This is a genomic window from Enterobacter sp. A103 (assembly GCF_034427535.1).
Taxonomy (GTDB): domain Bacteria; phylum Pseudomonadota; class Gammaproteobacteria; order Enterobacterales; family Enterobacteriaceae; genus Enterobacter; species Enterobacter asburiae_B.
The window spans coordinates 313733-335248 of record NZ_JAXQPQ010000004.1; the positions used below are offsets into that span (position 1 = coordinate 313733).

The window sequence follows — 21516 nt, forward strand, 5'->3', positions numbered from 1 at the left end:
TATTACCGTAGCAACAGCTTTTTTTCCCCTTTTTTATCTGTTGTTGCACACATGTCCTGGTGGTGGTTGAATACCGCCCGGTCTAAAAGGAGAGTTTATCATGAGTCTGGAAATCAACCAGATTGCCTTGCACCAGCTTATCAAGCGTGATGAGCAAACCCTTGAAGTGGTGCTGCGCGATTCGTTACTGGAACCCACGGCGACCGTGGTGGAGATGATGGCAGAGCTGCATCGCGTCTACAGTGCCAAAAATAAAGCCTATGGCCTGTTCAGCGAAGAGAGTGAACTGGCTGATAGCCTGCGCCTGCAGCGTCAGGGCGAAGAGGATTTCCTGGCGTTTAGCCGTGCCGCCACCGGGCGTCTGCGCGATGAGCTGGCGAAATATCCGTTCGCCGACGGCGGGATCGTGCTGTTCTGCCACTATCGCTACCTGGCGGTAGAGTATCTGCTGGTTACCGTGCTGAATAACTTAAGCAGCATGCGCGTGAACGAGCAGCTGGATATCAGCTCAACGCATTATCTGGATATCAACCATGCGGATATCGTGGCGCGTATTGATTTAACCGAGTGGGAAACCAACCCGGAGTCGACCCGCTACCTGACTTTCCTGAAGGGGCGCGTGGGCCGCAAAGTGGCGGATTTCTTTATGGATTTCCTCGGTGCCAGCGAAGGTCTTAACGCCAAAGCGCAGAACAAAGGGCTGCTCCAGGCGGTTGACGACTTCACGGCTGAAGCGCAGCTCGATAAATCTGAGCGCCAGACCGTGCGCCAGCAGGTTTACAGCTACTGCAACGAACAGCTGCAGGCAGGGGAGGAGATCGAGCTGGAGTCCCTGTCAAAAGAGCTGGCGGGCGTCAGCGAAGTCAGCTTCCAGGAATTCACCGCGGAGAAAGGCTATGAGCTTGAAGAGAGCTTCCCGGCGGATCGCAGTACGCTGCGTCAGTTAACCAAGTTTGCCGGCAGCGGCGGTGGGTTAACCATCAATTTTGACGCGATGTTGCTGGGTGAGCGCATCTTCTGGGATCCGGCCACCGATACGCTGACCATTAAAGGTACGCCGCCGAACCTGCGCGATCAGCTTCAGCGCCGCACCTCAGGTGGGAAATAACAGCCATAAAAAAACCCCGCAGAAGCGGGGTTTTTTTTCGACGTGTTTGCGATTACGCGCGAACGAAGTCGATGTGAGACAGTTTTGGCTTGAACGGGTGACGCTGAACAGCCTGAACTTTCACTTTTTCTTCTTTACCGCCAACAACGATGGTCAGAACTTCGCTGTAGAATTCAGCTTTGGTCTGCAGGTTCCACAGTTTGTCGTGATCCAGTTCGATTGCAACTGGAGCAGCTTCGCCACCGTAAACGATAGCCGGGAACTTGTTAGCGTTACGCAGGCGGCGGCTCGCACCCTTACCCTGCACGTTACGTACTTCTGCTTCGATAGTGAACATTGATTTCTCTCTGTATTTAAAACCCTGCTACAGGCGACCCAGCAGCAGGTGAGTGTTCTGCCTCACGGATGTGAAGCGGGCGGCATTTTATACTTAAATGCCCCTCACATCAATGAAAAGTCCCGCTAACCGCGCAATTCGTTGGCGCGACGGAAGCGACCTTCATAGTCAAAGAGTTTCTCGCGTACCTGCCAGAACTGGCCTTTCTTACGGGCGACGACAAAATCCGGATGGCGCAATAACACCTGCTGGCGCACGATATCGGCCACGGTAATCCAGCGCAGGGGCACGCCCGGCGTGCGGGTATGCGGGCGGATAAACAGCTGCTCGAAGGCCATTCGCTGGGCAGGCGTCTGGACGCGGAAGCGCTCGCTGACGTCCGCCCCGTCTTCGTCGTAATAGGTGATTTTCAGCCACTCGCCTTTTTCATCGGCGCCGGGCTGCAGCGCCATGCCGGAACAGCGCAGCACCAGGGCATCTTTCAGCTTTAGCGCCGCTTTCAGCATGTCGTCCGGGTCAACCAGCACCGTGTCGCATTCCCGGCAGCGGCGAGCGGCAATGTCGTTTTCGGCGTTGCACTGCGGGCAGTTTTTGAACCGGAAGCGGAAATCGCACTGCTCGCGATGCCCGTCATCATCTTCAAACCAGCCCTGACAGCGGCGGCCAAAGTGTTCGATCAGCGTACCGTCGGCGGTGGTTTTTCCCCAGAAGGTGTTGGCAAACCCGCAGGCAGGGCAAAAGACCTGTACGGGCACGTTGTCGCTTTTCCCTTTTGGCGCGCCGACCTCAGGCGTATAGAGATCGTGCGGGTTACCGGCATAATCCAGAATCAGGCAGTCGGTTTTCCCCGGGGCCAGGCGCAGGCCGCGGCCAACAATTTGTTGATACAGACTGACCGATTCGGTCGGGCGCAAAATGGCGATCAGGTCGACGTGCGGGGCGTCAAAGCCGGTGGTCAATACCGACACGTTTACCAGATAGCGGAACTGCTGGGCTTTAAAGGCGTCAATCAGGCCGTCGCGCTCCGGGCCGGGGGTCTCGCCGGTGATTAACGCCGCGTCGCCGGCGGGCAGTAACCCGGTGATCTCTCGCGCGTGCTCAACCGTGGCGGCAAAGATCATTACCCCTTTGCGCGTCGCGGCGAACTCCTCAATCTGGCTGATGATATGCGGCGTAATACGCTTTTGCTTTTTCAGCTCCTGGTTGAGATCCGCTTCGCTGAATAAGCCGTTGCTCTGCGCCTGCAGACGGCTGAAATCGTACTGCACCACCGGCATATCCAGCCGTTCAGGCGGCGTCAGGTAGCCATGTTTAATCATGTAGCGCAGCGGAAGTTCGTAAATGCAGTCGCTAAACAGGGCCTTCTCATCGCCGCGCACCATGCCGTGATAATGGTAGCGATAGATCCAGCCTTTCCCCAGGCGAAACGGGGTCGCCGTCAGGCCCAGCAGGCGCAGGTGAGGGTTCACCGCTTTCAGGTGAGCCAGGATTTGCTGATACTGGCTGTCGTCGTCATCGCTGATGCGGTGACACTCGTCAACAATCAGCAGCGAAAATTCGCTGCGAAACAGCTCCAGATTGCGCGCCACCGACTGCACGCTGCCGAAGACCACTTTGCCGTGGCTCTCTTTGCGCTTTAGCCCGGCGGCGAAAATATCGGCTTCCAGCCCAAGCGCACAATACTTGGCATGGTTTTGCGCGACGAGCTCTTTGACGTGTGCCAGCACCAGCACGCGACCACGGGCCAGACGCGCCAGTTCGGCGATGACCAGGCTTTTGCCTGCGCCGGTCGGGAGCACAATCGCCGCCGGCTCGCGATGCATACGGAACCAGGCGAGGGTGGCGTCAACGGCTTCCTGCTGATAGGGACGAAGTGTAAAAGTCATAGGGTCTCGGTTTCGTTATTCCGCACATATACCCGTCATACTTCAAGTTGCCTGTGCGTTGGCTGCACTCGTTCACCCCGGTCACTTACTTATGTAAGCTCCCGGGGATTCACTCCTTTGCCGCGTGACTCGGCCTGTGGCCTCGCCCCTACGGGGCCAGCGCAAGCGCTGTTCAAAACGCTATAGGCGTTTTGTCATGCAACTCGAATTATTTAGGGTATAGATAGTATGCCACGAAACTTTTTCCCTTGAGTGGCGCAACCAGACCATTATACTGAACCGTTCCAGACTGCTTCTTTTTTCGGACCTGTTGTCCGACTTCCAGCACCATTAAGGCTAAAAAGATTTCATGCGACTTGATAAGTTTATCGCTCAGCAACTCGGCGTAAGCCGCGCTATTGCCGGGCGCGAAATTCGCGCCAGCCGCGTTACCGTGGATGGCGACATTGTGAGAGACAGCGCGTTCAAACTGCAACCTGACCATCAGGTGGAGTATGACGGCAATCCGCTGACCCAGCAGCACGGTCCGCGCTACTTCATGCTGAATAAGCCGGAAGGCTACGTCTGCTCAACGGACGATCCCGATCACCCGACGGTGCTCTATTTCCTCGACGAACCGGTGGCGCACAAGCTGCACGCCGCAGGCCGCCTCGACATCGACACCACGGGTCTGGTGCTGATGACCGACGACGGGCAGTGGTCGCATCGCATTACTTCCCCGCGTCACCACTGCGAGAAAACCTATCTGGTCACGCTGGAGTCGCCGGTGTCGGATGACACGGCAGAGCAATTCACGAAAGGCGTTCAGCTGCATAATGAAAAAGATCTGACCAAACCCGCCGTGCTTGAGGTGATCGCGCCGACGGAGGTCCGTCTGACCATCAGCGAAGGGCGTTACCATCAGGTGAAACGTATGTTTGCCGCGGTGGGGAACCACGTTGTTGGCCTGCATCGTGAGCGTATTGGTGCGATCGAACTCGATCCCGACCTGGCGCCAGGCGAATATCGCCCGTTAACGGAAGAAGAGATCGCCAGCGTCGGTCTGCCTTCGCACTAATTTCAGGAGAGCTCTGTGACCACCAGGCCACACTCGTCGTTCAAAATCGTCTTCATTCTTGGCCTGCTGGCCATGCTGATGCCGCTGTCTATTGATATGTACCTGCCCGCGCTGCCGGTCATTTCCGCGCAGTTTGGCGTTCCGGCGGGCAGCGCGCAGATGACGCTCAGCACCTATATTCTCGGCTTTGCCCTCGGCCAGCTGTTTTATGGCCCGATGGCGGACAGCCTTGGACGCAAGCCCGTTATTCTGGGCGGGACGCTGGTCTTTGCAGCCGCAGCGGTTGCCTGTGCGCTGGCGCAGACCATCGATCATCTGATTATCATGCGCTTCTTCCACGGTCTGGCGGCGGCAGCGGCAAGCGTGGTGATTAACGCCCTGATGCGCGATATTTACCCGAAAGAAGAGTTCTCCCGCATGATGTCGTTCGTGATGCTGGTGACGACGATTGCGCCGCTGGTGGCCCCGATGGCCGGTGGTGCGGTGCTGGTGTGGTTTAGCTGGCATGTGATTTTCTGGATCCTGGCCCTGGCCGCGCTGCTGGCCTCGGCGATGATCTTCTTCTTTATTGATGAAACGCTTCCCGTCGAGCGCCGCCAGAAATTCCACATCCGAACCACAATAGGCAACTTTGCCTCGCTGTTTCGCCACAAGCGCGTGCTCAGCTATATGCTGGCAAGCGGGTTCAGCTTCGCCGGGATGTTCTCCTTCCTGAGCGCCGGGCCGTTTGTCTACATTGAACTGAATCACGTTTCACCGCAGCACTTCGGCTACTATTTCGCGCTTAACATCGTCTTCCTGTTCATCATGACCATCATCAACAGCCGTTTTGTCCGGCGGGTGGGGGCGCTGAACATGTTCCGCGGCGGGCTGTGGATCCAGTTTGTAATGGCTATCTGGCTGGTGATGAGCGCGTTTCTGGGCGTGGGCTTCTGGGCGCTGGTGGTCGGCGTGGCGGCCTTTGTCGGCTGCGTGTCGATGGTGTCATCTAATGCGATGGCGGTGATCCTGGATGAGTTTCCGCATATGGCGGGCACCGCCTCTTCCCTGGCGGGGACGTTCCGCTTCGGTATTGGCGCTATCGTCGGGGCGTTGCTTTCGATGGCCACCTTTACGACGGCATGGCCCATGCTGTGGGCGATGGCTTTTTGCGCAACCAGCTCGATACTTTTCTATCTTTACGCCAGTCGACCGCGAAAAGCGGCCCACTAAAATACAGAGAAGGCCCGGCAGGGCCTTTTTTGTTGATGCATATCAACCAAACCCCCGTTCGTTTATTCCGTGTTTGTTTATTTTATGTAAAATCTATTTGTGTAAAAAGTCACATCATTGTATTCAAAAAGGTTGAGTTAGATCGCAGAAACGGGTACATATAGCGCCGACGCTAGCCTGGATATCGATAAAAAAGCGCTGAATAGTGCAGGCTGGCGATGATGTGTTACTATAAATGTAAATAAATTGTGAAGTAAATTTGCTTCCGGGGAACGAACGTGAATACATTACAACTCTCCATTGTCCATCGCTTGCCCCAGAGCTATCGCTGGTCGGCGGGTTTTGCAGGTTCGAAAGTTGAACCGATTCCGCAAAGCGTCGCGGGCTGTGAAAACTGCCTGGTGGCACTCAAGCTGCTGAGCCCGAGCGACGAAAATGCATGGCGGGTGATGGAGCGTCTCAGTCAGGCCCTGACGGATATCGAAGTGGACAGCTCCGTGCTGGAGTGTGAAGGTGAGCCGTGCCTGTTCGTGAAGAGCCAGGACGAGTTTGCCGCCACCTGCCGTCTGAAGAATTTTGGCGTTGCCATCGCGGAGCCTTTCTCCGGCCAGTACCCGTTCTGACCGCTAGTCTGCCGACAACAGCTGGCGCGTGTAGCGCTGCGTTGGCGCGCTAAATACGCGCTGGCACTCTCCCTGCTCGACCACTTCTCCCTGTCGCAACACAATCACCTGATGGCATAGCGCCCGCACCACCTGAAGATCGTGGCTGATAAAGATATAGGCCAGCCGGTGCTTTTCCTGAAGCCCTTTCAGCAGCGCCAGGATCTGCGCCTGAACGGTTCTGTCCAGCGACGACGTTGGTTCATCCAGAATAATCAGCTCCGGCTTCAGGATCAGCGCGCGGGCAATGGCGATACGCTGGCGCTGCCCGCCGGAGAATTCAGCCGGATAGCGGTGGCGGGTCCCGGCATCTAAGCCCACTTCTGCCATCACCCGCATAACTTCCTGCTCTCGCTGCTGAGCGCTCAGGCCGGGCTGATGCACGCGCAGACCCTCCTCGATAATCTGTAACACGCTGAGCCGGGGGTTAAGCGAAGAGTTGGGATCCTGAAACACCACCTGCATGCGGGGCCGCACGGGCAGCATCTGACGGCGGTTCCAGCGGTGCAGCGGCATATCGTCAAAGAGGATCTCGCCCTGGGAGGCAATTAAGCGCAGCAGCGCCAGACCGGTGGTGCTTTTGCCCGAACCGGATTCGCCCACCAGCCCCAGGGATTCTCCCGGGCGCAGCGAGAAGCGGATGTTTTTCAGCACCGGATTCTGGTCGACGATGCGCCGCAGAATACCTTTGCGGATCGGGAACGAGACGGACACATCCTCAACGCGCAGCAGCGGTGTGCTGTCCGTCTTGAGGGGAACCGGGTCTCCGGAGGGTTCGCTGTCGAGCAAACGCTGCGTATAGGGGTGCTGCGGCGCGCTCAGCAGCGTGGACGCGCTATTCTGTTCAACGCATCGTCCGTTTTGCATCACCGCGACGCTGTCGGCCAGCTTTCTCACAATACTCAGGTTGTGCGTGATAAACAGCAGGCTCATGTTCAGCTCGTCACGCAGTTCCCGCAGCAGCGTCAATATTTGCGCCTGTACCGTCACGTCCAGCGCCGTTGTGGGCTCGTCGGCAATCAACAGCTCGGGTCGCGTGAGCAGGGCCATAGCGATCATCACGCGCTGGCGTTCGCCGCCGGAGAGCTGATGCGGAAAATCATTCAGCCGTTTGGCCGCGTTGCGTATGCCCGTTCGTTCCAGACAATCCAGAATTTCTCCCCGCGCGGCCTCTTTGCGCATCCCCCGGTGCAGGGAGAGCACTTCATAGAGCTGTTTCTCGAGGCTGTGCAGCGGGTTGAGGGAAACCATCGGCTCCTGGAAGATCATCGCGATTTTGTTGCCGCGAATACCGCGCAGGGTATGTTCGTCGGCATGCAGCAGCGAGCTGCCGTGAAACAGAATATCCCCTTGCGGGTAGCTCACCGGCGGAGAAGGCAGCAGCCGCAGGATGGAGAGTGCTGAGACGCTCTTGCCTGAACCCGACTCGCCCACCAGGGCCAGCGTTTCACCAGGCTGGATCTGCAGCGACAGGTCGGTGACCACGGTGCGCGTCTCGTCCTGCTTAGAAAAAGCAATCGACAGGTTATCAATACTGAGAAGAGGCTGGGTCATTTTATACCGCCTTGTTCGGATCGAAGGCATCGCGCACGGCTTCGCCAATAAAAATCAGCAGCGACAGCAGCACGGCCACGGAAAGAAAGGCGGCGATGCCTAACCACGGCGCCTGCAGGTTGTTCTTACCCTGTAGCAGCAGTTCGCCGAGCGACGGGGAACCCAGCGGTAGCCCGAAACCAAGAAAATCCAGCGAGGTGAGGGTGGTGATGGAGCTGCACAGAATAAACGGCAGGAAGGTGAGCGTTGCCACGACCGCGTTGGGCAGCATGTGGCGGAAGATGATCCCCCGGTCGCTCACGCCAAGCGCCTGCGCGGCGCGAATGTAGTCGAAATTGCGGGTGCGCAGGAACTCCGCGCGCACCACGCCCACCAGCGCCATCCAGCCGAACAGGACGGTGATGCCCAACAGCCACCAGAAGCCAGGCTGCACCACGCTGGAAAGCAGGATGATCAGAAACAGCGTTGGCATACCTGACCAGACTTCAATAACCCGCTGGCCCCACAGGTCAATTTTCCCGCCGTAGTAGCCCTGAACGGCGCCCGCCACGACGCCCATTACGCTTGAGAAGATAGTCAGCATCAGCCCAAAGAGAAGAGAAATTCGCGTGCCATACAGGATGCGCGCCAGCACGTCCCCGCCGTTAGCATCCGTTCCCAGCCAGTTTTGCGCGGAGGGCGGAGAAGGGAAGGGCGTCGTGGTGGCGAAGTTAATGCTGTTTGCGCCAAAGCGTACCGGCGCCCAGAGCGCCCAGCCGTGCTGCTCAATCTGCTGGCGAAGCCACGGATCCTGATACTCCGCCGGTGTCGCAAACGGGCCGCCAAAGTCGCTTTCGCTGTAACTGGCGATAACCGGCACGTACCAGCGGTCGTTAAAATGCACCAGCAACGGCTTGTCGTTGGCGATCAGCTCCGAACACATGCTTAAGGCAAACAGCACGGCAAAAATCCACAGCGACCAGTAGCCGCGGCGGTTGTGGCGAAAGCGGGCCCAGCGGGCCTGGTTGACGGGGCTTAAACGCGGCATCAGCGGCCCTCAAAATCGATTCGGGGATCGACCAGCGTATAGCTGATATCACTGATGATATTCAGCAGCAGGCCAATCAGGGTGAAAATATAGAGTGTGCCAAACATCACCGGATAATCGCGCGACACGGTAGCCTCATAGCCCAGCAGCCCCAGGCCGTTGAGCGAGAACATCACCTCTATCAGCAGCGAGCCGGTAAAAAACATGCCGATGAACGTGGCCGGAAATCCGGCGATCACCAGCAGCATGGCGTTGCGGAACACGTGTTTCCACATGATCTGTTTCTCGCTCACGCCCTTGGCGCGGGCCGTGACAACGTACTGCTTACGAATTTCATCGAGAAAGGCGTTTTTGGTCAACATGGTCAGGGCCGCAAACCCGCCAATGACCGTGGCCAGCACCGGCAGCGTGATATGCCAGAGATAGTCGGTGATTTTCTGATACCACGGCAGGGAGCTGAAATCGGCGGAGACCAGCCCCCGCAGCGGGAAGAGGTCGAAATAGCTTCCCCCGGCAAAAAAGACAATCAGCAGGACGGCAAACAGAAACGCCGGGATGGCGTAGCCGATGATGATGAACGTGCTGCTCCAGATATCAAACCGGCTGCCGTTATACACCGCTTTGCGGATGCCAAGCGGTATAGAGACCAGATAGATAATCAGCGTTCCCCACAGCCCCAGCGTTATCGAAACCGGCAGGCTTTGCTTGATCAACGTTAACACTGACGCACTGCGAAACAGGCTGTCGCCAAAATCAAAGCGGATGTAATCCCAGAGCATCTTGAAATAGCGCTCGTGAATCGGTTTGTCAAAGCCGTAGCGGTGGGTGATCTCGGCGATCACTTCCGGATCCAGCCCGCGTCCGCCGCGATAATGGCTTTCGCTGATATTCCCTACGCCGGTTCGCGCATGGCTCGCGCCCATCCCTTCACCGCCGCCGCCGGGCATGCCGCCGCTGTTGCCAAATTCAATGGCGGCAATCGCCTGATCGACCGGGCCGCCGGGGGCGATTTGCACGATAAAAAAGTTAATCGTGATGATGGCCCACAGGGTGGGGATGACCAGCAGGAGACGACGGAGAAGATAGGCACCCATGATGATTCCTTATCGCCGCTCAGCGGGAAGTCTGGCGGCTTTGTTAACGTCATACCACCAGGTATCAAAGCCCAGGGAGTAGACAGGGCGCACGGCAGGCACGGAGAACTTGTCCCAGCGCGCAAGGCGATCTTCGCCCATATACCACATCGGCAGCATGTAGTAGTTCCAGGTCAGGACCCTGTCGAGGGCGCGCCCGAGCGGCAGGAGCTTTTCTTTATCCCCCTGCGCCGCCACTATTTTCGCAATCAGCGCGTCAATCGCCGGGCTTTTTACACCTGGCGCATTGTATGAGGAGTCAATGTAGCTGGAGGCCCAGGAGATTTGCAGGTCGGAGCTGGGCCACGGCTGCGCGGGCCACAGGCGCTGCATCATGTCGTAATCACGGCTGCGCATGCGGCTGGTGATCTGCGCGTTATCAACCTGGCGAATGTTCATGGTCACGCCCAGCCGCTCAAGGTTGTGCTTAAACGGCAGTACCCACTGATCGTTGCCCCCGGACGAGAGCAGCAGCTCAAAGCTGAGAGGTTTACCCGTTTTGGCATCCACGCGCTTTTGATTTTTCAGGTGCCAGCCCGCGTCATCCAGCAGCTTGCTGGCTTTCAGCAGGTTGTCGCGGTCGTAACCGTCACCGTCCGACGCGGGTGGCTGAAACACGGTGGTGAACACCTGCGGCGGAACCTCCGCTTTCAGCGGCGCCAGCAGTGCCAGCTCGTCGGCTTTCGGGTAATCGCGCGCGGCGTATTCGGTGTTCTGGAAATAGCTGTTGGCACGGCTATAAGCCCCGTAAAACAGCGCTTTGTTCATCCACTCAAAATCAAAGGCCAGGGAAATGGCTTCGCGCACCCGGCGGTCATTGAATACCGGACGCTGAATATTAAACGCCAGCCAGCGGGTGTCCTGGGCAGACTCATTTTTGTGCTCGTCTTTGACGATGTAGCCTTTGGCGAAATTTTTGCCGATATAGCGGGTCGCCCAGTTTTTAGCGCTGCTTTCTACACGTAAATCGAAGGCACCGGCTTTGAACGCTTCAAACGCCACGTTATCGTCGAGATAGTAATCATAGCGAAGGGTGTCGAAATTCCAGCGCCCGCGGTTTACCGGCAGGTCTGCTGCCCAGTAGTCTTTCACGCGAGAGTAAACGACATATTGCCCCATGCGCCAGTCGGTGATGCGGTATGGGCCGCCTGCCAGCGGCGGCGTGGAAAGCGGGTCGCTTAGCTTATGATTTTTCCAGAACGATTCAGGCATCACCGGCAGCGAGAACAGGCTGAGCATATTCTCTTTGTTCGGTTCGCTCAGCTCGATGCGCACGGTGAGTGGCGCGATGGCTCTGACGGAAGCCCCTTTATACACGATGCGGAACTGGGGGACGCCTTCGGTCATGAATTTATGGAAGGTGAACGCGACGTCGCTGGCCTTCACCGGCGTGCCGTCGTGAAAACGCGCCCGCGGGTTCAGCGAGATTTCCGCCCAGGCGAAGTTATCGGCGTAACGCACGTTCTCGGCAATCAGCGGATAATAGCTGCCGGGCTCATCATCCGAGGTGACGAAGAGCGTATCGTAAAGCGATTCCGTCCGAGCGGCCGCCACGCCGCGCAGGGCGAAGCGGTTGAAGTTGTCGAATGTTCCCGTGGCGGAAAGCGTGACCTTTCCGCCCTTCGGCGCGGCAGGGTTAACGTAATCGAAGTGCGTAAAATTGACCGCATATTTCGGCTCGCCAATCACCGCGAAGGCGATATTTTCTTTGATGGCCTGCGCCTGGCTGGACAGGCTCGTTAGTGCCAACATCAGCAACATGAAGCGCATAAGCATCTCGCGGCGGCTCCCTCTTTTACAGACCGGCTCGGTTAAGCTGAATAATAAGTGACGTCACGGGCAATGTGAAATTAATCGCCCTCGGGCGAAATATCAGGCCGCCATTCGCGGAACTGCGCCAGCGGCATCGGGCGGCTAATCCAGTATCCCTGCAGGAAATTAACGCCGTGTTCGCGCAGCCAGGCGGCCTGTTCCGGCGTTTCCACCCCTTCGGCGACGGTCGACATATTCAGTCGTCTTGCCAGCGTCAGGACGGCATCCAGCACCGGCGACGTTACGGTCTCGGTGCCAATCGCATTAACAAAACCGCGGTCAATCTTGAGGTAGTCCATGGTGAAATGCTCAAGATAAATCAGCGCGCTGTGGCCGGTGCCAAAATCATCAATGGCTATCTCAAACCCTTCGTTATGCAGCCATTCGAAAAGGCTGTTGGCTTCCCGATGATTGAGCATGTCGCGCTCGGTGATTTCCAGCACGATCTGGAAGTAATCCTGCGGCAGTAGCGCTTTGAAGGTGCGCATATCGTCTTTGAAGCTTTCCGCATGCAGATGCCCCGGCGCAATGTTGATGCCCACCTTTGCTCCCGGAGGTAACAGGGTTTGTAACACGGGGGCATCGTGAATGATAAGGTCAAAGAGATGCAGCGTCAGCGGGACAATCAGCTTCTGCGCTTCGGCAAAGTTGATAAACGCGTCCGGCGGAATTTCCCCCATCGTCGGGTGTTTCCAGCGCATCAGCACTTCAAGCCCGGTCATCTGGAGCGATTTAGCATCGACGACGGGCTGATAAACCACGTAAAACTGACCGCGCTTAATCGCGCTTAAAATCTCTTTACCCGGGTTGAGGCGAATGCTGAGGATATAGTAGTTGAGCGATCCGGCACAAATGCCGCATACCAGCCCGAAGAACAGGGCGTAGAGAATTTCATCGCTGGTCCATGCGTCAGCATACAGATTGATGGTCAGGGGAACGTCTTTCAGCGTCGCGGTACGGGCCGGAGTTTCATGTAGATCATGCGCAAGGACCAGCGTGCTGGACCGCGTTGACAGCGCATGATCGCCAATAATGATGGCAATGCCGGCAAATTCGTCCTGGCGCGCGGTGTAGAGCAGGTAAGGCGTCAGATTGAGATTCACCGAGGTAAACACGCCGCCGTCCTTCACTAGCGGGTTACGGTACCAGATGGCAATCGCGGGCTTGTTGGGTAACATGGGGGTGCCGGGAAGTAACGCCATATCAATCTTTTTGTCGATGTGCAGCTCGGGGATTAGCTCCTCCATGGGAACATTCATCGGCCCCGTGGCAGAAGAGCAGAACGCCATTTTGTCTCTGACAAGCAGGAATGCGCGAACGTTAACGCTAAAGGCAGCGCGCGAGGTAAGTTCCTGATTGACGTCGTGGCAGTTGTTTAACGTGAGCGGCTGGAGCACATCGATAGAATTTTTTAACTCATCGAAGTAGCTCTCCATATAGATGCTCACATCGTGGATCAGGGTGTCGAATTTAACTTCCCGCTTGTGGTAGCTCCAGAAAAATTGCAACGAACCCAGGAGCAGGGCGGCGATCAGGCCTGTGATGATGCTGAGGATCAGTATTTTGCGATTGCTGGAGAAATAGCGGGTGAACATAGACGTCGTGATTCCTGAAATGCCGCTGGATGTATTCAGTGTAACGGGCAAAAAAAAACACTGCCGAAGCAGTGCTTTTTTTCATCATATCGTCAGCCAAGGGATAACCAACGATACAATAGTCATATCAACTGCGGGTCAGTACGCGGCGCGCTTCGTTGTAGCGCTTCTTCCAGTATGGTTCATTCATGCTGGAAATGGTCACACCGCTGCTGGTGGAGGCATGTACAAACTGGTCATTACCAATGTAGATGCCAACATGTCGACCTGTAGAACCGGCACGGAACAGGACTAAATCACCGGTGCGCAGTTTAGTACGTGAAATCGACTTGCCCATCTCCTGCTGTTCATAGGTTGAACGCGGAAGATCTAACCCAAATTGCTCACGGAACGTACGCTGTACAAAACCGGAACAATCAATACCTGTTTTTGTGCTGCCGCCAAGGCGATAGCGCACGCCTTTCCAGTCAGCATACTGGTCCATAATGCGGGACTTCACGTCCAGATTACGTACCATATTTTCAAATTCATCCTGAGAGGCTTGCAGTGACGAGGAATCTTCCATTCCCACAACACGCGTCTCAGGATGCATATTCTTTGCGGTGTTCGATGTACTACATGCAGACAACAGTACCGCGACTGCTATCGCCGGGATCCCCCGTAAGATATATCTCAGAAACGGTTGAGATTTGACCATTTTGTTTATTATCCCTTGAAGTCCTTAACGACAAATATCGTTATAAAAATGCCAAACGTGACGAGACTAATTATCTGTTCACATTGAGACAATTCTTTCTGGTCACATTTGTGGCACAGCGCACAAAATTATTCGCCAGTGAAATAATTATCTCTATGGGGCAAAACGAGTTCGAGATTAACCGATTGCCTGGGGTATTGCGAGAAAAAAAAGCCTTTTTTTTATAAGAAAATGTGATACAGAAAGTAAAAACATAGAATTGCTCAAAATAGCGACGGATCCGCTGCGCCAGTATGCAATTGCTTCATTTTTATCATGAATATGATGACGAGAATATGACAGTGGGGAAAGATCGCGGCGAGAACGCTATCAGGGATCATGTCGATCCCCGATAGCTTACGTTAATTTAGGTTAGTTATTTGTTTAATTGTTGTTGCGCTCTTCCGGGAAGATAGCGATCGAACAGCGCTATTATCCTGTCGCTCAGTGGGGTCATCAAACACCACGGCAGCGCAATCAACGCCACGGAGAGCGAACCGACGGCAATATCGGTGAACCAGTGAGCGCCAATCATTACGCGCGGGAAGGCAAAAACCACAAAAATAATCAGGGCTATGGCAAAGGCTTTTTTGCCGAAATAGCGAAGCATAATTGCGGAAAAAATAAGCAGCATCATGCCGTGATCGCCTGGGAAACTGTCCTTCGACGCATCTTTTGTTGGAATATGCAGCAGTTCGCTGACGCGATAAATATCGGTGAAGAATAGCGTTGGGCTTGAACGCTTAACCGGAATAATCGCGGTTGCCAGCTGGTTAATGACAACGGCAAACAGCAGCATTACCAGACCGATAATGAGAATTCGCCGACGCCCGTCTTTATCCTCTTTCAGCCAGAAAGAGAGCATCAGGCAGCCCATGGCCAGCAGCGAGAAGCCGTCGAAGGCGCGGTTGTTGGTAATTGCCACCAGCCACAGGAACGCGTTGCTCTTCACCAGCTCCTGGTTGAAGAAGTGAAAAATGGCAGAATCCAGCGGGAACCAGAAACCATGATCCGCCGGGATATACCAGGAGAAGAAAAGCGCCAGACCGGCGACATTAAGCAGTAATATCAGGGGAAATCGAGTTGTCATAACGTTCTGCATAGAGTGAAAACTGGGGCAACGTTAGCCGCCCGAACTTAAACGAATCCTCAACAGGCTGGACTGGAGGGCATTCCAGTCGGCGTTAACCGCACTAATTAACTCTATTCGGCTGTCAGGCGGCGCCACATTCTGCGTTTCAATAAAGAAATCGTCACCCTGACGGTTGATCCGCACCAGCCCGTCTGGCGTGCGCATGATCCCTTTCACGCGATCGACGGGAGCAAGTCGGGCCCACTCCAGGATCCCGATGGTGTCGAAAACGGTTTCAGCATCAAATATCCATCCGCAGGCCAGATATCCCTGGCCGCTGTTCAGGTTACGACGCCAGCGCTGATGTTCCGGCAGGCTGAGAGCGGCTAAACCCTGCTTAACCGGATGACTGTGTGAATGATCCGCGCTGGCAGGCAGCTCGGTGAGGTTCAGACGAGGAAGGTCAAGCAGGGCGCTATCAATATTCCCCTGGGTGGTCTGCACCCGCGTGCGGTTGCCGCCGAAATGTTGCCACCACGCGTCCAGCGCGGCCTGGCTTTCAGCCGTGGCGCGATCTGCTTTATTCGCGACAATAACGTCAGCTGAGGCGAGCTGATCGCGGAAATTCTCATTGGCCACCGCCTTGTCATCCAGAAGCTGACGCGGATCGAGCAGACACAGGGTGGCGCGCAGGTCGATCCACGGCTCGTAAACCGGGGCGGTCAGTAAATCGAGGATCTGCTTCGGATGGCCCAGCCCGGTGGGCTCAATCAGCAGGCGGTCGGGTTTGCCCTGACGCAGCAGCGTATTGAGCCCGACCTGCATCGGCAGGCCATTGACGCAGCACATGCACCCGCCGGGGATCTCTTTAATCATCGCGCCGCTGGATGACAGTAACGCGCCGTCAATGCCTACCTCGCCAAATTCATTGACCAGCACGGCCCATTTCTCGGCAGGATCTTTATTCGCCAGCAGGTGGAGAATTGAGGTGGTTTTACCGCTGCCGAGAAAACCGGTGATGAGGTTGGTTTTGGTCACGTGCGCTCCAGATGAGAATGGTGATGCTATAACACTAATCTCTCTATCCTGGCGAAAAACGTGACCGGTGAGAAGGGGGAGGGCGAACGGAGATCTCATCTGTTCGCGTTAAGCGCAATAATCGTTAAATATTTAACGTCTCGATAACAGCCTGACGCGCGCCGTGGCGGGTGATGCGCTGGTATGCCTGGCTGACAGCCTCCACAAACGCGCTGTTTTGCGCGAGATCGTGACCAAAGACCTCGCTCAGCCCCAGCAGGGCGTTAACGCGGTCGCCGTCGCTGCTGGCATTGACCATCGTGCGAATTTTATCGCTGAGGGGATCGCGAACATCAATCGCGTTGCCACGGTCGTCGGTACCGCTGACGTAGCGTATCCAGCCGGCCACGCCCAGAGCCAGCAGCGACCACGGTGTTTTTCGCTCGAGATGAACGCGGATCCCGTCCAGCATTCTTTGCGGAAGCTTCTGGCTACCGTCCATCGCGATTTGCCAGGTCCGATGCTGAAGTGCCGGGTTGGCAAAGCGCTCGAGCAGGCTATCGGCGTAGGCGGTGAGGTCGACATCCTTAATGCGTAATGTGGGCGCCTGCTCGTCCAGCATCAGCCGACGGGCGGCTTCGCGGAACGCAGCGTCCTCCATGCATTCATTAATATGGGCGTAGCCTGCGAGGTACCCCAGATACGCCAGGAAAGAGTGGCTGCCGTTGAGCATGCGCAATTTCATCTGCTCCCAGGGCAGAACATCCTGCACCATCTGAACGCCCGCGACTTCCCACTCCGGACGGCCGGCAACAAAATTATCTTCCACCACCCACTGAATAAACGGTTCACAGCTGATGGCGCACGGATCTTCAACGCCGAGCGCGTCGGTAATTTCCGCCAGCGAGGCGTCCGTCGCGGCGGGAACAATTCTGTCGACCATCGTCCCCGGGAAGCTCACGTGGCTGTCAATCCATTCAGAAAGCGCTGCGGAACGCTTTTGCGCCATGCCCAGCACCGCGTTTTTCACCACGTGCCCGTTATCAGGGATGTTGTCGCAGGAGAGCACGGTAAACGCAGGCAACCCGCGCTCGCGGCGGCGGTGAAGCGCTTCTACCAGGATCCCGGGGGCGGAATGTGGCTCTGAGGGATTCTCAAGATCGTGGATTATCCGGGCGTTGTGCAGATCGAGTTTCCCGGTCGCGGGATCGATGCAATAGCCTTTCTCCGTGATGGTGAGCGACACAATTGCGACCTGAGGCTCGCAAAATTTCTCAATAATGGCGGTTAGAGAGTCCAGCTTTGCGTTAAGGCATTCATGGACGGCACCGACGATAATCGCCTCATTGCCTTCTGCCCCTTTCTCCAGCACGGTGAACAGGTGATCCTGCGCGCGCAGCTGGCTCATCAGCACGTCGCCGCTGAAAAGGCTAATCTCACAAATACCCCAGTCGCCGCCTTTTTCATTCAGCACCCGGTTTGTTAATAATGCCTGGTGCGCACGGTGAAACGCGCCAAAGCCAAAATGGACGATGCGGGAGCGCAGTTGCTGACGATCGTAGCGAGGCTGTTGAACCTGGGCAGGAAGGGCGGTGGAGGCAATTGTCTTCATGAGATACACACCTGATTAACCATTAATTAACAATGCCAGTGTAAAGTTATATGACAGCAAATAAAATTGGTGAGCCGTAAATATCCCCGTTCTGTGAGTTTGATCAATCAATGTGTGGCGGTATGTTGACCCTTAGCGGTAAACATGTATGGTAGTCGTCATTGCAGTAACGCATATTGGTATAACAACTTAAGAGGGTGAGGCAATGGAACAAACCTGGCGTTGGTACGGGCCGAACGATCCGGTTTCTCTTGATGATGTGCGCCAGGCAGGCGCAACGGGTGTCGTCACGGCGCTGCATCATATTCCTAACGGTCAGGTATGGCCGGTTGAAGAAATTCAACAGCGTCAGGCGCTGCTGGCGGAGAAGGGGTTAACCTGGTCTGTAGTAGAGAGCATCCCGGTTCACGAAGACATCAAAACCCATTCCGGGGAGTACCAGACCTGGATTGCTAACTATCAGCAGAGCATTCGCAACCTGGCGGCCTGCGGCATTGATACGGTTTGCTATAACTTCATGCCCATCCTCGACTGGACGCGTACCGATCTTGAATATCAGATGCCGGATGGCTCGAAAGCGCTGCGTTTCGACCAGATCGCCTTCGCGGCGTTTGAGCTGCACATTCTGAAACGTCCCGGCGCCGAAGCGGATTACACCGCGGAAGAGCAGCAGCAGTCGCTCGAATGGTTTAACGCCGCCAGTGACGCAGACATCGAAAAGCTGACCCGTAATATCATTGCGGGCCTGCCGGGGGCGGAAGAGGGGTATACGCTGGATCAGTTCCGCGCGCGCCTGGCGGAATACGGCGATATTGATAAGCAGCAGCTGCGTGAAAACATGGCGTACTTCCTGCGCGCTATAGTGCCGGTTGCTGAAGAGGCAGGCGTACGCCTCGCGGTACACCCGGACGATCCACCGCGTCCTATCCTCGGCCTGCCGCGCATTGTTTCCACTATTGAAGATATGCAGTGGCTGAAAGAGACGGTAAACAGCATCTATAACGGCTTCACCATGTGTACCGGCTCCTATGGCGTGCGTGCGGATAACGACCTGGTGCGGATGATTGAAACCTTTGGCGATCGCATTCACTTTACGCACTTGCGTGCGACCTGCCGCGAAGAGAACCCAAAAACCTTCCACGAGGCGGCGCACCTGGGCGGCGATGTGAATATGGTAGCGGTGGTAGACGCCATTCTGGCGGAAGAGGCGCGTCGCAAGCAGGCGGGCGATGTGCGTCCTATTCCGTTCCGTCCGGATCACGGCCACCAGATGCTGGACGATCTGCGTAAGAAAACCAACCCGGGCTATTCGGCGATTGGCCGGCTTAAAGGGATGGCGGAAGTGCGCGGCGTTGAGCTGGCGCTGAAGATGACGAAGTATCCGGAGCTTCTGTAAGCGCTGTTGCCCGGTGGCGCTACGCTTACCGGGCCTATAACAAAACCGGCCTGAGAGCCGGTTTTTGTGTTTTTGCAGGTCAGGTAAGGCGAAGCCGCCACCCGACAAACGCCGCAATCAGTCAGCGCGACCCATATAGCGTTTTTCTTCGATATGGATGCGGATTTTCTCGCCAGCGGAGAGGTATTCCGGCACCTGCACAACCAGGCCGGTGGTCAGGGTAGCCGGTTTGTTGCGCGCACTTGCGGATGCGCCTTTGATGCCGGGTGCGGTTTCCACGATCTCCAGATCGACAGTCTGCGGCAGCTCCAGCGCCAGCAGCACGCCGTCCCAGGTCAGAACCTGCATGTCAGGCATGCCGCCTTCAGGGATGAACAGCAACTCTTCTTCAATCTGATCTTTGGTAAAGATGTACGGGGTGTAATCTTCTTTGTCCATGAACACGTATTCGTTGCCGTCGATGTAGGAGAAATCAACGTAGCGACGGGTCAGGGTCACGGTATCGACGATATCGTCACCTTTAAAGCGCTCTTCCACCTTCAGGCCGGTACGCACATCGGCGAAACGCATTTTATACAGCGTTGCTGCACCACGGGCGCTGGGTGCCTGAATGTCGATATCTTTCACAATCAGCAGTTTGCCGTTGTAATTCAGCACCATACCTTTCTTAATTTCGTTCGCTCTTGGCATTGCAGTAATCCTGTTTACGGGAGGTAAAAAATATCGCGCCAAATTACTCGCGCGCGGCCTTTCAGGCAAGAGGAATTCGTGGCTTTTGCTATCAATACGCAAAAGGTGTTACTGTGCGCGATGCCCGACTGCGCGGGCGATCGTCAGCGAAAGAGAGCATTTATGGATTGCCGTCCCGATTGTGGCGCGTGCTGTACTGCACCGTCCATTTCAAGCCCCATTCCAGGAATGCCGGAGGGCAAGCCTGCCAATACCCGCTGCGTTCAGCTCTCGGAAACGAACCTGTGCATGATCTTTGGCTCACCGCTGCGCCCGAAAGTCTGCTCCGGGCTTCAGCCCACGGCCGAAATGTGTGGCAGCACGCGAGGGCAGGCGATGACGTACCTTCTTGAGCTGGAAGCGCTCACCGCGCCCTAAACGTCTTTAATCCTCGCCAGACAGCCAATCGTCAGCATGCACATCACCAGCGCAATCCAGAACACCGTGTGATAGTTCCAGATTTCTGCAACGACACCGGCCATTGAGCCCGCGATAATCCAGCCCACGCGGGTGGTATTAGTATAAAGGGTGGTGGCAGAGCCTGCCTGGCCCGGCATCAGATCCTGGAAATAGAGCATGCCTATCCCGGCGAGAATGCCTATATAAATGGCGTTCAGCAGCTGTAAAACCAGCAACAGCCCCGGCGTATGTACCGTCAGCATACCGATATAAAACAGCAGACCGGCGATGGCGGCGATGCGCATTAAAAAACGCTTTCCGAAGCGCTTTGCGTAATAGCCCGCAATGAGCATCGTCGGGATCTCAAGCCCGGCCGCGGTGCCCATCATGATGCCCGCCAGCTTCTCCGACAGGTGCAGTTCATCAATAATAAACAGCGGCATATTGATGATATACAGGCTGTTGGTGCCCCACATCAGCGTACAGATAACAAACAGGAGCAGGGCATCGCGGCGGTTGCGGCGCGGCGCTTCCAGCACGCCCGTTGTCACTTTCGGCTCTTTGCGCATGGACGGCAGGAAGAACCACACCAGCGCGCCGCACACCACAAACGCGACGGCCGCGCTCAGGTACATCACCGTAAAGCCAAAACCCATCGCCAGCGCGTAGGCCAGCGGCGGGCCAATCACCCATGCCAGCGACACCTGAGCACGCAGGACAGAGCTGAACATCACCGCTTCACGTCCGGTATGGTCGGCGTGTTCGCGGGCAAGGGCAAACAGCTGAGGGTTCGCCGTTGAGCCAAAGCTGCTCAGGAATACCCCGACGAAGAGCAGAATGAAATAGTTGCGGTTCCAGGCAAACAGAACGCAGGCCATGACCCCGAGCAGACAGCAGAAAACGATCAGGCTTTTGCGATCGCCTTTTCTGTCGGATCGTCCCGCCAGAAACTGGCTGACCAGGATGCCGATGATGGCGCTTCCGGTAAAAAAGAAGCCGACCATTGCCGGGCGGACGTGAACCTCATTTGTCAGAAATAGGCTCAATGTTGGCGTCTGTAACGCACCGGCAATGCCCGTGAAGAAGGCAACAACCAGGAATGCCGCTGAGGTCAAATCAAAGGGCTTCGGCGAGACGGCCGCAGGGGTGTTATGCATGTTTTATAATTAGCG

Annotated in this window: 19 protein-coding genes; 6 read left to right on the plus strand and 13 right to left on the minus strand. The window is 56.1% G+C overall.

Annotated elements, in window-relative coordinates:
- Positions 1 to 100: 100 nt before the first annotated feature.
- Positions 101 to 1108: a nucleoid-associated protein YejK gene (yejK, locus tag SPH27_RS14100; protein WP_008500957.1), complete on the plus strand. Its 1008-nt coding sequence runs from the start codon at positions 101 to 103 to the stop codon at positions 1106 to 1108.
- 52 nt (positions 1109 to 1160) lie between these two features.
- Here the strand turns inward: yejK and rplY are convergent, their stop codons facing one another.
- The gene (rplY, locus tag SPH27_RS14105; RefSeq protein WP_029740955.1) at positions 1161 to 1445 is read right to left on the minus strand and encodes a 50S ribosomal protein L25; all 285 of its coding nucleotides are present in this window, start codon (positions 1443 to 1445) and stop codon (positions 1161 to 1163) included.
- 125 nt (positions 1446 to 1570) lie between these two features.
- Complete coding sequence (locus SPH27_RS14110; protein ID WP_182071307.1) at positions 1571 to 3331, minus strand: DEAD/DEAH box helicase; 1761 nt, start codon at positions 3329 to 3331, stop codon at positions 1571 to 1573.
- Positions 3332 to 3680: 349 nt separating this feature from the next.
- Between SPH27_RS14110 and rsuA the strand changes: the two genes are divergently transcribed.
- From rsuA to SPH27_RS14125, 3 genes are all read left to right on the plus strand, one after another.
- Positions 3681 to 4388 (plus strand): 16S rRNA pseudouridine(516) synthase RsuA, encoded by a 708-nt coding sequence (gene rsuA, locus SPH27_RS14115; protein ID WP_045354252.1) that lies wholly within the window; start codon positions 3681 to 3683, stop codon positions 4386 to 4388.
- A gap of 15 nt (positions 4389 to 4403) precedes the next feature.
- Positions 4404 to 5600: a Bcr/CflA family multidrug efflux MFS transporter gene (locus tag SPH27_RS14120; protein WP_048975349.1), complete on the plus strand. Its 1197-nt coding sequence runs from the start codon at positions 4404 to 4406 to the stop codon at positions 5598 to 5600.
- A gap of 278 nt (positions 5601 to 5878) precedes the next feature.
- Entirely contained in the window at positions 5879 to 6223 is a 345-nt protein-coding gene (locus tag SPH27_RS14125) for a YejG family protein (protein ID WP_028013883.1), read from the plus strand.
- A 3-nt stretch (positions 6224 to 6226) separates the two neighbouring features.
- On the opposite strand, the gene yejF is transcribed toward SPH27_RS14125, so the two are convergent.
- The 9 genes from yejF to SPH27_RS14170 all read right to left on the minus strand — a co-directional run bounded on the left by yejF (position 6227) and on the right by SPH27_RS14170 (position 17820).
- The gene (yejF, locus tag SPH27_RS14130) at positions 6227 to 7816 is read right to left on the minus strand and encodes a microcin C ABC transporter ATP-binding protein YejF (RefSeq protein WP_182071306.1); all 1590 of its coding nucleotides are present in this window, start codon (positions 7814 to 7816) and stop codon (positions 6227 to 6229) included.
- A 1-nt stretch (position 7817) separates the two neighbouring features.
- Positions 7818 to 8843, minus strand: a complete 1026-nt coding sequence (locus SPH27_RS14135) for an ABC transporter permease (protein WP_033146047.1) — start codon at positions 8841 to 8843, stop codon at positions 7818 to 7820.
- Positions 8843 to 9937 carry a microcin C ABC transporter permease YejB gene (locus SPH27_RS14140; protein WP_024908182.1) on the minus strand — a complete coding sequence of 365 codons (1095 nt, stop codon included), beginning with the start codon at positions 9935 to 9937 and terminating at the stop codon, positions 8843 to 8845. Before SPH27_RS14140 ends, SPH27_RS14135 begins: the two co-directional genes overlap by 1 nt.
- A gap of 9 nt (positions 9938 to 9946) precedes the next feature.
- Positions 9947 to 11752 carry an extracellular solute-binding protein gene (locus tag SPH27_RS14145; RefSeq protein ID WP_182071305.1) on the minus strand — a complete coding sequence of 602 codons (1806 nt, stop codon included), beginning with the start codon at positions 11750 to 11752 and terminating at the stop codon, positions 9947 to 9949.
- Positions 11753 to 11826: 74 nt separating this feature from the next.
- Positions 11827 to 13383, minus strand: coding sequence for a cyclic di-GMP phosphodiesterase (locus SPH27_RS14150; protein WP_150182645.1), 1557 nt, complete (start codon positions 13381 to 13383; stop codon positions 11827 to 11829).
- 127 nt (positions 13384 to 13510) lie between these two features.
- A complete protein-coding gene (gene mepS, locus SPH27_RS14155) occupies positions 13511 to 14080 on the minus strand; it encodes a bifunctional murein DD-endopeptidase/murein LD-carboxypeptidase (RefSeq protein ID WP_008500946.1) in 570 nt (189 codons plus the stop codon).
- 415 nt (positions 14081 to 14495) lie between these two features.
- Positions 14496 to 15209, minus strand: a complete 714-nt coding sequence (locus SPH27_RS14160) for a phosphatase PAP2 family protein (RefSeq protein WP_182071303.1) — start codon at positions 15207 to 15209, stop codon at positions 14496 to 14498.
- 33 nt (positions 15210 to 15242) lie between these two features.
- Positions 15243 to 16229, minus strand: coding sequence for a CobW family GTP-binding protein (locus tag SPH27_RS14165; RefSeq protein ID WP_182071302.1), 987 nt, complete (start codon positions 16227 to 16229; stop codon positions 15243 to 15245).
- A gap of 124 nt (positions 16230 to 16353) precedes the next feature.
- Positions 16354 to 17820, minus strand: a complete 1467-nt coding sequence (locus SPH27_RS14170) for a mannitol dehydrogenase family protein (RefSeq protein WP_182071301.1) — start codon at positions 17818 to 17820, stop codon at positions 16354 to 16356.
- A gap of 205 nt (positions 17821 to 18025) precedes the next feature.
- Here SPH27_RS14170 and uxuA point away from each other — a divergent pair, with 205 nt between their 5' ends.
- Positions 18026 to 19216: a mannonate dehydratase gene (gene uxuA / locus SPH27_RS14175; RefSeq protein ID WP_182071300.1), complete on the plus strand. Its 1191-nt coding sequence runs from the start codon at positions 18026 to 18028 to the stop codon at positions 19214 to 19216.
- Between the two features lie 117 nt (positions 19217 to 19333).
- Here uxuA and yeiP read toward each other — a convergent pair whose 3' ends face one another.
- Positions 19334 to 19906, minus strand: coding sequence for an elongation factor P-like protein YeiP (gene yeiP / locus SPH27_RS14180; protein ID WP_008500940.1), 573 nt, complete (start codon positions 19904 to 19906; stop codon positions 19334 to 19336).
- Between the two features lie 162 nt (positions 19907 to 20068).
- On the opposite strand from yeiP, the gene SPH27_RS14185 reads away from it, so the two are divergent.
- The gene (locus tag SPH27_RS14185) at positions 20069 to 20323 is read left to right on the plus strand and encodes a YkgJ family cysteine cluster protein (RefSeq protein ID WP_023312483.1); all 255 of its coding nucleotides are present in this window, start codon (positions 20069 to 20071) and stop codon (positions 20321 to 20323) included.
- Here the strand turns inward: SPH27_RS14185 and setB are convergent.
- A complete protein-coding gene (setB, locus tag SPH27_RS14190) occupies positions 20320 to 21501 on the minus strand; it encodes a sugar efflux transporter SetB (RefSeq protein ID WP_182071299.1) in 1182 nt (393 codons plus the stop codon). The two genes, SPH27_RS14185 and setB, sit on opposite strands and share 4 nt — an antisense overlap.
- Between the last annotated feature and the right edge of the window lie 15 nt (positions 21502 to 21516).